This is a genomic window from Spartinivicinus marinus, from assembly GCF_026309355.1.
Taxonomy (GTDB): Bacteria; Pseudomonadota; Gammaproteobacteria; order Pseudomonadales; family Zooshikellaceae; genus Spartinivicinus; species Spartinivicinus marinus.
The window spans coordinates 3,222,215-3,236,359 of record NZ_JAPJZK010000001.1; the positions used below are offsets into that span (position 1 = coordinate 3,222,215).

Below are 14,145 nucleotides of genomic sequence, written 5' to 3' on the forward strand. Positions count from 1 at the left end.
AGTCTGTCATCGTGCCATAGGTAGTTGTGTCAATATGTATCTGAAGTTACTCCAAGCTAAAAAGTTACGCCTTGTTGATAAGTAGTCGCTTAATCACAGCGTGTACCATTTAACTACTGTCTTTTTGTATTAACAATTAACTGTTAGGACAGTTAGGAGATGTTGATGAGTATATTAAGTGTAAATAGGGGTTCCGTATCGGAAACTCATGATGATGGGAGACTAGCTGTACAGCAAGTACAGCAATCACCCGAAGGAAGCTTATCTGGAAGAACCGTTAAGCTTGATCAGGCTGGTGATGCAAGTAAAAATTTTTTTGAGCGTCTGATGCAGCCACTTCAACAGGCTAAACGAGGACTCGCCTCATTTTTTAGCCAGGCTAAAGCAGTCCTATCTGAAAAGATGACCACACTTTTTAGCCAGGCTCATCCTCACTCAAGTATTAGTATTGGCTCACCAGTCTTACAGGCTAAGAACGATAGCCCTGAGATACTAAAACAAAAAGCCGAATATGCTAAAGAACGGGAAAAAGAGATTACTTTTACAGTAAAAGAATTTGGTAAAGCAGTCGGCCAGTTAAGTTTTGATAGTCATGATGCTCTTGCGAGTGGTAATGGGGCTTTTCGAAAAATGACCACGGCTCTTACAGCGCTGACGGATAGTGATAATGCAAGAATTAAAGATCTAGCAAAAGAAATTCTTGCTATGTCAGTTACAAGTGTTGCTTTTCAGCAATGGGGTGATAAAGGTGCACTACTGAAAGCTGCAGTGATTGAAACCAAGCAATTACCTGAAGCACTTAGTGATGAACAAAAACAAGACATAATTGCAAAAGTGCAGAGTGACTTGCAAAAGGTGGCAGCGAAAGCTGAGTTACTAGATAAGGTTATTCAAGAAGAACAAGAACTTGATAACTTGCGGAATCAGCTTGATCAAGAGATGGTTAAACTAGATGAAGAGATTGAGGCCTTAGATCAAGAGTTGAAGATTCAGGCGCTTGAAAGTCAATATGAATCAGCTGTTATAGAAGATTCCTTTACTGGTAAAAAAATCAATTTGGATCAGGCTACAGGGTTCTATGGCCGCTCTGTAACTGATGACAAGTCAAAAACTCTATTGGATGCAACAAGCTATTTAAGTTCTACAGTCAAATCAAAGAATAAGCTGATGCTGTCACCTGAACAGCAACAAGCTTTAGCGAATAAATTTTTTGAAAACCAGCTGTCTTTTTATGATATTAAAGGGCAAGTAAAAACGACAGCAGATTTACAGTGGTTAAGGACGCTTGCAGTTTCAAGCCCCATTCAACTATTAGGTAATGAACTATTAGGTAATAAACTGTCATCCAAGCAATCCAATCTTGGTGTTATAGCAACAACATTGAAGCATTTCATTAATAATACAGATAAGCTGTGGGCAGAGAAAAATAAAGAAAACCCAGAAGATCAATTTGATGCAGTAAAGCGTAATCAATTTATAGCGAGTGAGTTGGAACAACAGGTGAGCCAACTACCACAGGCTACGATAAGCGCAGCATTCCAAAAAACAACAGGGAATGACAGTGCGCAATGGCGTGGGGTTTTTGACTTTGCAACAGGGAAGTTGAGCTTATCTGATGAGCTAATGGAAACCGAAGCAGGTCAGGTACTTATCTCGTTGCCTACAAAGCTGACGACTACATTGGAAAAGTTAGCCGAAGTCACAGCTCAGCGGCTGGGTAAAGAAGCACCCATTGCTTTGCCTGAGTCCCGCTATATTGGTGGTCTTAGCTCTCTTACTAAGGCTGAGCTTTCTGCCCTTGAAGGCATTGGAATTAAGAAGCGCTATTTAGAAACATAACGGTGGTTTTAAACTAATTATACCTTCATCCTAACCTTTTCTGAGGGTGTCTGAATGAATGGAGTGATAGCCTATTACTCCATTCATTTTTGTTATTTTTGAGCCTGTCCCTCTCTTCTTCGCTATTGTTGGCGACTTAATTCACACAATTGACAAGAAAAGGATCTTATTTATCCACTATCCTTGTGAGTATTTTTATACGTGTTAAAAATAATATAGATAACGATTGGCGGATAGTGTCGTGAAAGCATCTGAAACTGGTGACTGGCTAGATCAAGAGTTCTTTTTGCCAGATCTTTGTACTACCAGAGCAGTATTTATGCTGGTGGTGCTTGCAGAGTTATTTGTACTGATTTTAGTCTTAGCGCTTCCCAGCTCTATGGGCTTTGATTGGAACCATCTGGCATTAACTTCATTCTTTGTTCAATGGGTAGTGCTAGTGAGTGCAGGCTGCCTATGTTGGATCAGGCCTCTGATTTTGGGGGCACCGCTTGGATATGCTTTAGCTGCGTGCTATAGCATTGTTTTACTTGTCACACTGGTATTTTCGCTTGCTGCTGAGTGGGTGATTTACCCGTTCGATTGGAATCAGTTTTGGCCGCAACTAGATACCTGGCATGTTTCAAAAAATCTGTTGGTTGCCCTGATTATTACCAGCCTATTGCTCCGTTATTTTTATGTTCAACAACAGCTACGTAAACAGGAACAAGCTGAACTTCGATCTCGCTTACAAGCCCTACAGGCCAGAATTCACCCTCATTTTCTTTTCAATAGCATGAACAGTATTGCCAGCTTAATTCAGATTTCACCAGAGAAAGCAGAACAAGCTGTTGAAGACTTAGCGGCATTATTACGTGCTTGTTTGGATGAGGTGGCGGCCAAAGTCACTTTGGCTGACGAGTTAGAGATTTGTAAGCAATACTTACGTATAGAGAAGCATCGTTTAGGTGAGCGACTTCAGGTGAAATGGAACCTGGAGGGGGTGCCAGATAGCTTGCCGATTCCTCCTCTTACTCTACAGCCACTGTTAGAGAATGCGGTATATCATGGCATTCAACCGTTAGCTGAAGGAGGAACGATTAGCATTGAAGGTCATTATGATAACCAGCAGCTGACTATTAGTATTCATAACCCAGTTGATGCTGCTTATATTGCTAAGCCAAAAAGTGGCAACCAAATGGCTATCCAAAATATAGAAGCTCGACTTCAGGCGCTTTATGGAAAGCAAGCGTCATTATCAGTCCAACAACAAGAGAAAGTTTTTGTAACCCAGCTAAGTTATCCATGTAGCACTAGTGATCAAGCAGACATTTAGAGGGTGTAATGAAAGTATTGATCGTGGATGATGAGCCACTTGCTCGAGATCGACTAAGACGTATGTTAGAGCAGGTTGATGGCTATAGCCCCCTGGAAGAAGAAGGGCGTAATGGTGTGGACGCAGTGGAAATAGCCCAGCGGCTCAACCCTGATGTAGTACTGATGGATATTCGTATGCCCAATATGAGTGGCCTGGAAGCCGCGCGACATTTATGTGAAATGGAATGCCCTCCCGCTGTTATTTTTTGTACGGCTTATGGCGAATATGCCTTAGATGCATTTGATGTTCAGGCGGTAGGCTATCTGTTAAAACCAGTCAAGCAAAGTGCGCTTGAACAAGCATTAAATAATGCGAAAAAAACTAATCGCTCTCAATTAAATGCCATTAACCAGTTTCGGCCTGGGGAGCAGTCAGAAAAACGAAGCCATATCAGTGCCAAAACTTACAAAGGGGTAGAGTTAATTCCCCTTAATGAAGTCTGCTATTTTATTGCTGATAATAAATACGTAACAGTAAAGCATGCAAAAGGAGAAGTGCTTATTGATGAAACCCTAAAAGATCTTGAAAGAGAATTTGAAGGGGCTTTTGTTAGAATTCATCGTAATGCACTAGTAGCAAAAAATGCCATTGAAGGGATGAACCGAAACGATGAAGGTGGTTATGAAGTGCGTTTAAAAGGGGTTGTTGAGCCATTGCAAATTAGTCGACGTCATGTAGCAGGGTTGCGTAAATTGCTGCAAACACTTTAGCCAATGAATCTGGCAATAGTATACTCTTTGCGAATGATTTTTAAGCTTTGTTACCATCACTCTTCACCCCAGTCATTTAGTTTACTAAACTCCTGGGGCTTCATCGCTCGGTGGCCTCGCCTAAAAACCCTTCGCTGTGAGTACATACCAGTATTTACATCTAGTGAATGGTATAGATGCTAAATTAGGTTTGCTCACTTATCATAAGCATAAGAATTTACTCGATTGTAGCCGGATTTAGATGTGAAAACGTTACGCATAGCAACCCGTAAAAGTGCTTTAGCCCTATGGCAGGCTAATTTCGTCAAACAGCAATTACTTTCCCATCATAGCAACTTAACAGTTGAATTAGTGCCAATGACTAGTCGAGGTGATCAGCTTTTAGACTCACCTCTGGCTAAGGTGGGTGGCAAAGGCTTGTTTGTAAAAGAGCTGGAAAATGCCCTGCTAGCCAATGAGGCTGATATTGCCGTGCACTCTATGAAAGATGTTCCCATGGAGTTTCCTGAAGGGTTGTGTTTACCTGTTATTTGTGAGCGTGAAGACCCTCGTGATGCTTTTGTCTCTAATCAATATACGACTATTGAAGAGTTGCCAGAAGGCGCTGTCGTTGGTACTTCCAGCCTGCGTCGCCAATCACAATTACTTAAGCTACGACCAGACTTAACTATCCAGTTTTTACGCGGCAATGTTAATACTCGGCTCGCCAAGCTCGATGATGGTCAATATGATGCCATTATTTTAGCGGCTGCAGGTCTAAAACGACTAGAGTTTGCTGATCGAATCAGTAGTTTTATAAGCCCTGAACAAAGCCTTCCGGCAGGTGGCCAAGGGGCTGTTGGTATTGAGTGTCGTACAACTGATGAGGCTATTATCAAGCTAATAGCCCCTTTGCATCATGCAGAAACTGCCTTATGTGTCAGTGCTGAACGAGCAATGAATCGTCGGTTAGCAGGTGGTTGCCAAGTGCCTATTGCCTGTTTTGCACAATTGTCAGATCAGCAACTAGCAATGCGTGGATTGGTGGCTGAGCCTGATGGCACGCACTTTATAACCAGCCAGCAAAGTCAACAAGTCTCAGGGGTGGATGATCTGCAAACGGCTGAAAAGCTTGGTGTCGACCTAGCAGAAGATCTGCTCAACCAAGGAGCAGGTGACATCCTCAGTAAACTTTATCAATAAACATGTCGATATTAATTACCAGACCAGAGCCCGAAGCCTCTAAACTAGTAGCTAGTCTTCAGCAGCAGGGACTACAGGCTTGGGCATTACCTATGCTGGAGCGGACTGATTTACCAGAAACGGCTGAAATCAGGCAACTCATTCTGAATGTAGATTTGTTTAAGCAGGTGATTGTCATTAGCCCTTACAGTGCAAAACGCTTGGGGATGCTGATGGATCAATATTGGCCTCAGTGGCCAATTGAAATTCAGTGGTTTGCTATTGGTAACAAAACTGCTGCTACTTTAGCTGAGTGGGATATTGAGGCAAGTTGCTCTGCAGGTGTTGATAGTGAAGCATTATTGACAAGTCCGCAGTTACAGCAGGTGGCTGAAAATAAAATATTGATAGTGAAAGGTAAAGGTGGGCGAGACTTATTAAATCAAGTGCTGCAGCAGCGAGGAGCCCGGGTAACTGAACTGCCACTTTATCAGCGTGTGCCAGCACAATATAACAAAACTGATGTACAACACCTGCTTGCTAGCCATCAGACTGATACCATTGTGGCCACCAGTGGTGAAATTGTTACTCACTTGGCAAGCTTGTTAGATCCACAGTGGCGAAATGAGATGAAGCTAGTTGTACCCAGTGCCAGAGTTGCTGATTTATCTGCAGAACTGGGCTTTAGCCAAGTGATTAATGCTAATGGAGCCAGTGAAGAGGCGATGATAAAAGTGCTCATGTAGCTTATTTGTGCTCACTAGGTCTTGATTGAGCTATTAATCACAGCAGCGATCTTCAGGCAAACGTCAACAAGCACTAGTATGATTATAAAGTTGTCACCATTATTTGAGGTGGCTTACAGAGTGGTATGGCTAATTGCCGTCGTCTGCACTAATTTAGGTTACAAGAGTCTTACATAGGCGGTATTTTCAAACTGTGATTAAGGAGCACCCAAGAATTAACTTGAACTTTTGCCACCAATCCATCCCGCCTGACAGTGTTGCAAAAACTTGACATAGGCCCACTATGCCTTCGTTTTTGCGTCTTGTCAGACGGGCACCTTTGAGTCAAAACTTTTTCAAGTTATTTCTCGGGTGCTCCTAACAAGTGTTTAAGTTTCTTATATTGCTACAAGAGAAATTGTTACAAGAAAAATAGAGATCCTGAACCTGGATGATTCATAAAATCCATAACTTTATGGGTCATCCAGGTTAATTTACATTTACAAGTTGAAAGCATTTGGTATCTAGATAAATGACAAACAACACAAATGGAAATAAACCTACTGACGCGAAATCGTCAGGCAATGCCAAAGAGCAGCTATCCAAGCAAAAAAAGCAGTCAAAACAATCTCAGACGACGCAATCTCAGACGACGGAAAGCAAGTCAGCTGTAACTGAAGAGCAGTCACCAGCTGATTTAAGTAAAGGTGATAGTACTAGTAATAAATATCAGGCAGCTGCAACAACAGAGTCTGAGAAAAAAACAGAGTCTGAGACAAAATCAGCACGGGAACCACTGACACCACTTACTTCTTCTGCATCAGCCCAAGGTGAGGCTGGACAAACGTCAACGAATTCAACCGCTCAGCCTGTGGGTAATAATAACTTAGAGTCAAATACTCAGTCAGCTGCAACAGTAGTCAAGCGGGGGTGGAGTGGTCCAGTAGCCTTAGCGATAAGCCTGGCTGCATTGGTTGGTGTCGGAGGCATTGCTTATCTCGATTACGATGTTCGTTATTTTTTTGATAAAAAGCAGTCGTTTAACCCAGTTGAAGTGAGTCAGGCCGAAGCTGCTAAGGTTGAATCAAAACTTGCAGAATCAGTGAATGCAGCAAGGCAACAGATGAGCAGCCAGGTTGACGAAGTATCTGCTCAATTGACCCAGCAACAACAACAGCTAAGCAGTACAGAACAGAAGCTCAAGCAAGATGTATTGGGAGTAGCAGAAAACATCAGTAATTTACGACGTCAATTTAATCAAATGCAAGGCACAAGTCGGGATGACTGGCAGTTAGCAGAAGTAGAATACATGTTACGTCTGGCTAATCAGCGGCTATTAACTGAAGGTGATATCCGTGGTGTTGAAGCTATTTTAGTTAGTGCAGATGCTATTTTAAGAGGGCTGGATAACTATTCGCTGTATAGTGTTAGAGAGGCGTTAGCAAATGACTTGGCTGCCGTAAGAGCGGTTGAGCAAACAGATGTAGAAGGTACATACTTGAAGATAAGTGCATTGGTGAGTCAAGTAATGGAACTTCCCTTGATGCCTGTTTCGGATTATCAAAAAAGCCAATCGGCGCCTGCTAAAAAAGTAGAACAAGCAGATACCGGCTTTTCTGATAAGGTTTCTGCAAAACTAAAACAAACCTGGAGTAATTTTAGCGATCATTTGCGTATCAATATTAGCCGAGATAAGCCTGTACAAGTCTTGTTAACACCTAAAGAAGAATTGTTTTTACGGCAAAATCTGCGCATGATGTTTGAGCAGGCTCAATTAGCGTTGTTGCAACAAAACCAGCTGATTTATAGTAATAGCTTAGAGAAGGCAGCAAGTTGGCTGAAAGAATATTTTATTTATGAGAGTACTAAAGTCGCTGCTATTAATAAGCAGCTGAAGCAATTAGCTGCGATAAAATTAAATCCCAAATTGCCAGATATATCTGGTTCATTGAAAGCTACCAAACAATACATTGATGAGCTTCATCGTCTACATAAAGGCAAGCTACCGCGTAAGGATGAAGAAGTCGCCAAGTCTAGTCAACAATCCATTAGTGTTAACCTGAGTGGGGAGGCACACTAATGAAGGCTTTTACAAAACTGTTGTTATTATTTATTTTGGCTGGTGCTGTGTCGTTGGGGATAGTACATGACAGTGGTTATGTATTGATTGCCTATGGCGATATGTCTTTTGAAACCAGTGTGTGGATGTTTTTTGCCGTCATTGTATTAGCCGTTATTATTTATAACCTGTTAAAACGAGTTGCTATTACTTCCTTACGCTCCGTTGGTTTTTTAGTGCCAGTCACCTCAGCCAGTAAGCTAAAAAGGGCTAAGCGGTATTCTTCAAAAGGTTTGGATCTGTTGATAAATGGTGAGTGGGAGCAAGCAGGCAGGTTGTTGGGTAAAGCAGCTGATCAAGGTGAAGCGCCATTAATTAATTATCTCACGGCTGCTAGAGCGGCCAATGAAATTGGAGATAGCAATACAGTTATTGAATATCTGCGTAAAGCGGATGATCAGGTACCTAATGGGAAAATTGGTATTGGCATTACCCAGGCGCAAATTCAATTAGCTAATGGTCAATGGGAGCAGGCACTTGCTACCTTGGAAGAGATTCGTCGACACAAACCACGTCATCAATATGTGCTTAAGCTGCTTAAGCAAGTTTATGTCAAGCTGCATGAATGGGAACAGTTGACAGAGCTGCTACCTGACTTGCGTAAACGCCATGTAGTGGATGAAGAAGAGTATCAAGCATTACAACAGCAAGCCTCTATTTGCCAGTTGAATAAAGCTATCGCCAAATGCCAGAGCGTTGGTGACAATGTCAGTAAACGAATTGGTTTGCTAGAAGAGGCGTGGTCTAATGTTCCTCGCAAACTGCGTAAAATACCTGCTGTGTTGGCAGCCTATACCAGGGGATTAATAAAAGTCGGAGCAACAGGTTATGCAGAAAAAGAGCTACGTAAAGCCTTAGAAAGAAATTATGATGCTGAATTGGTCGAGCTTTACGGACTAGCCAAAGGAGAAGACTTAAATGCTCAGCTGACCTTTATTGAGGAGCTTCGCAGTGAATATAGCAAGTACCCTGAGGTAGCTTTGGCGCAGGGCCGGTTGTATTTACACGCAAATCAGCTAGACAAAGCTGAACAGGCATTACGAGAAAGTTTGCAACTTCATAAAACGGAAGCTGCTTATATCGAGTTGAGCAAAGTTTTTGCTAAAAAAGGCCGAGTGGAGGAAAGTACTCAATATTTAGCAGAAGGCTTGGCTTTAGTGGATCAGCGTCGTCAGCTAGTTGCACTATCATCTTAAAGGTCAAAGCTATTATTCATACCACTTGTCTATATTTTCTCGCCTAAATCGCTGCAGGTTACATTTTTAGTGGCCTGTAGCACATGATGGTTATCATTTGTCTATTAGAGTCTGTAATTAATCCCTTGGTTATTTTCTACAGATATAGGGTTATATTGTGGTTGGTAATGGTAACGATATTATCTAGTTTAAACTGTCATAAGTATTATTGTTGACTAGTTGACAATAATTTGTCACATTTTTTCAGAAAATAAATTTAATAATCATAAATAAAATTTCGTTCGCAATGGTTATCGGTGATAAGCATTAGTTACCAACTATTATTATCAATTGATTTTAGAGTACTACTTGAAATTTGCTATTGGTTTTATATGGTTACGGAAAATTAGTTGCATTGCACTATAGTGTATTCTAGAAAGAAGCTTATAAATAATAGATATGCAGGTGGCCCACAGGGATTGGTGAAATAAAGGAGGGAATTACTCAAAGCTTTGAGTATAGCTTAAAAAGCCAGCAAAGTGAGAATGAAAATGAATTATAGACACTTTTTGAAGTTGCTCGTATTATGGCCTTTACTATTTTGCTTGGGTGTAGCCAAAGCAGAAATCAACCCCCGAACCACGATTATCCTGCTTACCGAAAACTATCCTCCTTTTAATATGAGTGTAAATGATAAGAATTTTGCTAGGGAGGATAATATTGATGGGTTATCAACTGATATTGTTAGGGAAATGTTCAAGCGCGCAGGTGTGAAATATAGATTAAGCTTACGCTTTCCTTGGAGTAGAATATATAAACTTACCCAGCAAAAACGAAACTATGGATTATTCTCAACCACTCGAACTGAAGCAAGAGAAGATTTATTTAAATGGGTTGGCCCTCTGGTTGTCAACGAATGGGTGTTTCTTACTTTAAACAATAAACCAATTCGCCTGAGAAACTTAAATGAGGCAAGGAAGTACCGAATAGGTGGCTATAAGGGGGATGCTATTGCAAATCACCTTGAAAATAATGGCTTTAATTTGGTGCTGTCATTTAGAGACAATGAAAACGTGGCGAAATTAGTGGATGGCAGAATTGACCTATGGGCAACTGGTAACCTTTCAGGTCGTTACCTGGCTCAACTGGAAGGTGTTGAGAACCTAAAGAATGTGCTGACTTTTAAATCTACAGAAATGTACCTGGCATTTAATAAAGAAACTTCAGATGAAGTAATTGATGTCTTACAGAATGCATTGGATGAGATGGTGCGAGATGGTACTCACCAAACGCTAACAAATGACTATTTATAATGTATACATAAGAGTTAGCATGTAAAGTGTTGCCAAACAATAAAACTAAACAAATAATTTGTAATTGCATATAAAGCTCCCGTATGGGAGTTTTATACGCTTTCCACGAATGCTTGATATAAATACCTTTCTAATACTTTCCTCCAAATCAGTGACATTTGTTCCAGTTTAGATTCCTTCAAGCTACCTCCAAGGCTGACTAGATACCTATAAGAAATAAAGTTTCTTATAGGAAAGTTAGTTTACTATTTTAATTTTTGTAGCTAAAAGTAAAACTGAATTTTTGCTTTTCAATTAGAAATCAGGCTGTATCATACGCCACGTTAGTTTGTTCAGTTTCAATTGCCAGTAAAAATAGGTAGAGTATTTTGTTATACTCTTCGCTTGTTTAATAAAAAATACAATTATCAGTGTAATTGGGTCAAATTTGAAAGTAAGTTATCACTCAGTTGTTTTATACCATACAAGTACTTCAGTTGGTTTGCATTAGGTGATGGGTAAATGTAGTACTAGGTGGTAAGCAGCTTTTGATATTGATGTGGGTTGTGTCGTCTAACAAAAAAATTGCATATACAAATGCTAGTAGTTCAACAGCCGAGGGGGATAAGTCAGTGAGAAATAGCTGCTGGATATGTCGTTTATTATTGGCAGTATACGTTTGCTTACTAGCAACATCTGTCAATGCAGGGCCTGAAGATAAAGTAGTGCTTCTAACAGAGAATTACCCTCCCTTTAATATGAGCACTAATAAGAAAAATTTTGCACGAGGAGATAATATTACTGGTCTTTCGACAGAAATCGTACGTGAAATGTTTAAGCGAGCTAATATAAATTACTCATTAACATTACGTTTTCCATGGAAAAGGATTTTTAGGTTAACCCTGGAAAAACCAAATTATGGATTATTTTCAACTACTCGTACGCCTGAACGTGAAGACCTGTTTAAGTGGGTGGGTCCTTTGGTGGTGAATAAATGGGTATTTTTAGCAAAGCCTGATAGTGAAATTAAACTAACCAAATTGGATGATGCTAAACAGCTGCGGGTAGGAGGCTACAAAGGTGATGCTTTGGCTAACTACTTAGAATCAGTAGGCTTTCAAATAATCACATCGTTTAGAGATAATGAAAATGCGGTTAAGTTAATGTCTGATAAAATTGACTTATGGGCTTCTGGGCATTTGTCAGGTGTTTATTTTGCATCTCAAGAAGGAATTGTTGGTTTAAAACCTTTGTTAACTTTCAAAAAGACAGAAATGTATTTAGCGTTTAATAAAGAAACACCAGGTAGAATAACCCGTGCTTTACAACAAGCGCTGGATAATATGATAAAAGATGGGACATATGACCTGTTAGCCAGACGTTATCTGTAGAGTATTTTTATTAGAGCTAGTGGTCCATGCGCAAGTTATTTTGCGCATGGACTACCTAACTATATTTACCTTGGTGCGTAATCAAATACATCCGAATGGACATGACTTTCATCCACTCCTTCTGCTGTTAGGCGGTCCAAGCTGGCATAGACCATTTGTGGGGATCCACTGATGTAGTAGTGAGCTTCAGGAAAGTTACTTAAATCTTCAATTACAGCATCAACTAATAACCCGGCGCGTTGTACTACTCCTGAAATATCATCTTCACTAACGACTGGATGAAACTCTACCTTGCCTTGCTGAGCCCAGCGGTTAGGCACGTCAAGCAGGTAAAAATCACACATTTTTCTAACTCCCCAATACAGAAAAAGTGGCTGATTATGCTTGAAGCTTAGGCAATGTTCGATCATGCTTTTCACTTGAGCAAATCCTGTGCCTGCAGCTATAAATACTAAAGGGTGAGTAGGGGGATGGCTCAAGTAGCAATTACCCTTGGCAATATCCACGGTTATTTCTGGTTGGCTTTGAATAATATGAACAAGCTGATTGGATAGGTTGCTAGTAAACTGATGCTGAATATGGAGTTCTAGCCATTGGTTGGTGTGCATGGAGCAGGGCGCACTGGCAATAGATAATGGGCAGCGGCTCTCATCAGGTAAAATGACTTCTAAATATTGACCAGGAAAAAACTGAATATCTGGGTGAGCAGAAGTGTCGAGTTCCACTCGATAAATATTGTTATGAGGCTGGTGGACTTGAAGAATAGGAAGGGTGTGAATTGTCACTACGTATGCACTCCAAACTTATTTTCGCTCTGCTTTTTTCGTTAGTCTATACCAAGCTCGGGCCATAACTCATCAATTCGCTGCTTTACTTCAGCAGACATTGTGATGGCAGTACCCCATTCCCGGTTAGTTTCCCCTGGCCATTTATTTGTTGCATCAAGGCCAACCTTCGATCCTAGGCCTGATACTGGTGAGGCAAAGTCCAGGTAGTCTATAGGGGTATTTTCAATAAAGGTCATGTCTCGTTTGGGGTCCATCCGGGTGGTCATTGCCCAAATAACATCTTGCCAGCTTCTAATATCAATATCATCGTCTGTAACAATGACAAATTTGGTATACATAAACTGTCTTAAATACGACCAGATACCGAGCATGACTCGTTTGGCGTGTCCAGGATATTGTTTTTTTATTGATATAACAGCAAGTCGATAAGAACAGCCTTCGGGAGGCAAATAAAAATCGACAATTTCAGGGAATTGCTTTTTCAATATAGGAACAAACACTTCATTTAGTGCTACACCTAAAATGGCTGGTTCATCAGGTGGTCGACCGGTGTATGTGCTGTGATAAATGGGTTGTTTGCGGTGAGTAATAGCTTCAACTGTAAATACAGGAAATTGATCTACTTCATTATAATAGCCAGTATGATCACCAAATGGACCTTCATCAGCCATTTCATTAGGATAAATATAACCTTCTAAAATAATTTCGGCAGAAGCAGGTACTTCTAAGTCATGGTTAATGCAACGAACCAATTCGGTTTTACTGCCTCTTAATAACCCAGCAAAAGCATATTCAGATAAAGTGTCGGGTACTGGTGTAACAGCCCCTAAAATAGTGGCAGGGTCTGCTCCCAGGGCAACTGCTACAGGGAAAGGTTCACCAGGGTGTGCGGCTTGCCACTCTTTAAAATCCAATGCTCCACCGCGGTGGGAAAGCCAGCGCATAATAACCTTATTGCGACCAATTACTTGCTGACGGTAAATCCCTAAGTTTTGCCGGGTTTTATTAGGACCTTTGGTAACCACTAGAGGCCAGGTAATTAATGGGCCGGCATCACCTGGCCAGCAGGTTTGAATTGGGAGGGTAGTTAAATCTACATCTTCTTTGCTAATGATGACTTGTTGGCAGGGAGCTGTTTTAACCAACTTGGGTCCCATATTCATTACTTGGCGAAAAATAGGTAATTTTTCCCAGGCATCTTTCATTCCTTTGGGTGGTTCAGGCTCTTTTAAAAAAGCTAATAATTCACCGATTTCGGTAAGTGCTTGGGTGTTTTTTGCTCCCATTCCCATGGCTACTCGGTCAGCAGTACCAAACAAGTTGGCCAGAACAGGTATATTAAAACCTTTGGGGTTTTCAAATAATAATGCAGGGCCGCCTTTTTGAAGGGTGCGGTCGGCAATTTCAGTCATTTCCAGATAAGGATCAACTGGCGTATAGATGCGTTTTAATTCGCCTTGTTTTTCTAGTTGGGAAATGAAGTCTCGCAGGTCTTTATATTTCATTAATACCCCTGGCGATAGCTATTGGCATATTTTGAGTAAATATAGGAATTGAGGAGTCATTAATTAGGAGAGAGGAAAATTAA

11 protein-coding genes are annotated in these 14,145 nt (G+C 40.8%); 9 read left to right on the plus strand and 2 right to left on the minus strand.

Going from position 1 to position 14,145, the window contains the following annotated elements:
• The first annotated feature begins 165 nt into the window (after positions 1-165).
• From OQE68_RS14530 to OQE68_RS14570, 9 genes are all read left to right on the plus strand, one after another.
• Positions 166-1,839 carry a hypothetical protein gene (locus OQE68_RS14530; RefSeq protein WP_180568425.1) on the plus strand — a complete coding sequence of 558 codons (1,674 nt, stop codon included), beginning with the start codon at positions 166-168 and terminating at the stop codon, positions 1,837-1,839.
• Between the two features lie 241 nt (positions 1,840-2,080).
• On the plus strand, positions 2,081-3,154 hold the full coding sequence (locus tag OQE68_RS14535; RefSeq protein WP_219340020.1) for a sensor histidine kinase: 1,074 nt from the start codon (positions 2,081-2,083) through the stop codon (positions 3,152-3,154).
• 8 nt (positions 3,155-3,162) lie between these two features.
• Positions 3,163-3,906: a LytR/AlgR family response regulator transcription factor gene (locus OQE68_RS14540; RefSeq protein ID WP_180568424.1), complete on the plus strand. Its 744-nt coding sequence runs from the start codon at positions 3,163-3,165 to the stop codon at positions 3,904-3,906.
• A gap of 243 nt (positions 3,907-4,149) precedes the next feature.
• On the plus strand, positions 4,150-5,088 hold the full coding sequence (hemC, locus tag OQE68_RS14545) for a hydroxymethylbilane synthase (RefSeq protein WP_180568423.1): 939 nt from the start codon (positions 4,150-4,152) through the stop codon (positions 5,086-5,088).
• 2 nt (positions 5,089-5,090) lie between these two features.
• Positions 5,091-5,813, plus strand: coding sequence for a uroporphyrinogen-III synthase (locus OQE68_RS14550; protein WP_180568422.1), 723 nt, complete (start codon positions 5,091-5,093; stop codon positions 5,811-5,813).
• Positions 5,814-6,324: 511 nt separating this feature from the next.
• Positions 6,325-7,872, plus strand: a complete 1,548-nt coding sequence (locus OQE68_RS14555) for a uroporphyrinogen-III C-methyltransferase (RefSeq protein ID WP_180568421.1) — start codon at positions 6,325-6,327, stop codon at positions 7,870-7,872.
• Positions 7,872-9,107, plus strand: coding sequence for a heme biosynthesis HemY N-terminal domain-containing protein (locus tag OQE68_RS14560; protein ID WP_180568420.1), 1,236 nt, complete (start codon positions 7,872-7,874; stop codon positions 9,105-9,107). Before OQE68_RS14555 ends, OQE68_RS14560 begins: the two co-directional genes overlap by 1 nt.
• A 530-nt stretch (positions 9,108-9,637) precedes the next feature.
• Positions 9,638-10,399, plus strand: coding sequence for a substrate-binding periplasmic protein (locus OQE68_RS14565; RefSeq protein WP_180568471.1), 762 nt, complete (start codon positions 9,638-9,640; stop codon positions 10,397-10,399).
• 611 nt (positions 10,400-11,010) lie between these two features.
• Positions 11,011-11,769: a substrate-binding periplasmic protein gene (locus tag OQE68_RS14570; RefSeq protein WP_219340018.1), complete on the plus strand. Its 759-nt coding sequence runs from the start codon at positions 11,011-11,013 to the stop codon at positions 11,767-11,769.
• A 65-nt stretch (positions 11,770-11,834) separates the two neighbouring features.
• On the opposite strand, the gene OQE68_RS14575 is transcribed toward OQE68_RS14570, so the two are convergent.
• Positions 11,835-12,554 (minus strand): ferredoxin reductase domain-containing protein, encoded by a 720-nt coding sequence (locus OQE68_RS14575; RefSeq protein ID WP_180568419.1) that lies wholly within the window; start codon positions 12,552-12,554, stop codon positions 11,835-11,837.
• A gap of 41 nt (positions 12,555-12,595) precedes the next feature.
• Entirely contained in the window at positions 12,596-14,062 is a 1,467-nt protein-coding gene (gene ubiD / locus OQE68_RS14580; RefSeq protein ID WP_180568418.1) for a 4-hydroxy-3-polyprenylbenzoate decarboxylase, read from the minus strand.
• Positions 14,063-14,145: the final 83 nt, after the last annotated feature.

Bases quoted from the DNA above. Each gene is read 5' to 3' on its own strand.
- OQE68_RS14530 (WP_180568425.1), top strand. From the start codon at position 166: ATGAGTATATTAAGTGTAAATAGGGGTTCCGTATCGGAAACTCATGAT.
- OQE68_RS14540 (WP_180568424.1), top strand. From the start codon at position 3,163: ATGAAAGTATTGATCGTGGATGATGAGCCACTTGCTCGAGATCGACTA.
- OQE68_RS14565 (WP_180568471.1), top strand. From the start codon at position 9,638: ATGAATTATAGACACTTTTTGAAGTTGCTCGTATTATGGCCTTTACTA.
- ubiD (WP_180568418.1), bottom strand. From the start codon at position 14,062: ATGAAATATAAAGACCTGCGAGACTTCATTTCCCAACTAGAAAAACAA.
- OQE68_RS14550 (WP_180568422.1), top strand. From the start codon at position 5,091: ATGTCGATATTAATTACCAGACCAGAGCCCGAAGCCTCTAAACTAGTA.
- OQE68_RS14555 (WP_180568421.1), top strand. From the start codon at position 6,325: ATGACAAACAACACAAATGGAAATAAACCTACTGACGCGAAATCGTCA.
- OQE68_RS14560 (WP_180568420.1), top strand. From the start codon at position 7,872: ATGAAGGCTTTTACAAAACTGTTGTTATTATTTATTTTGGCTGGTGCT.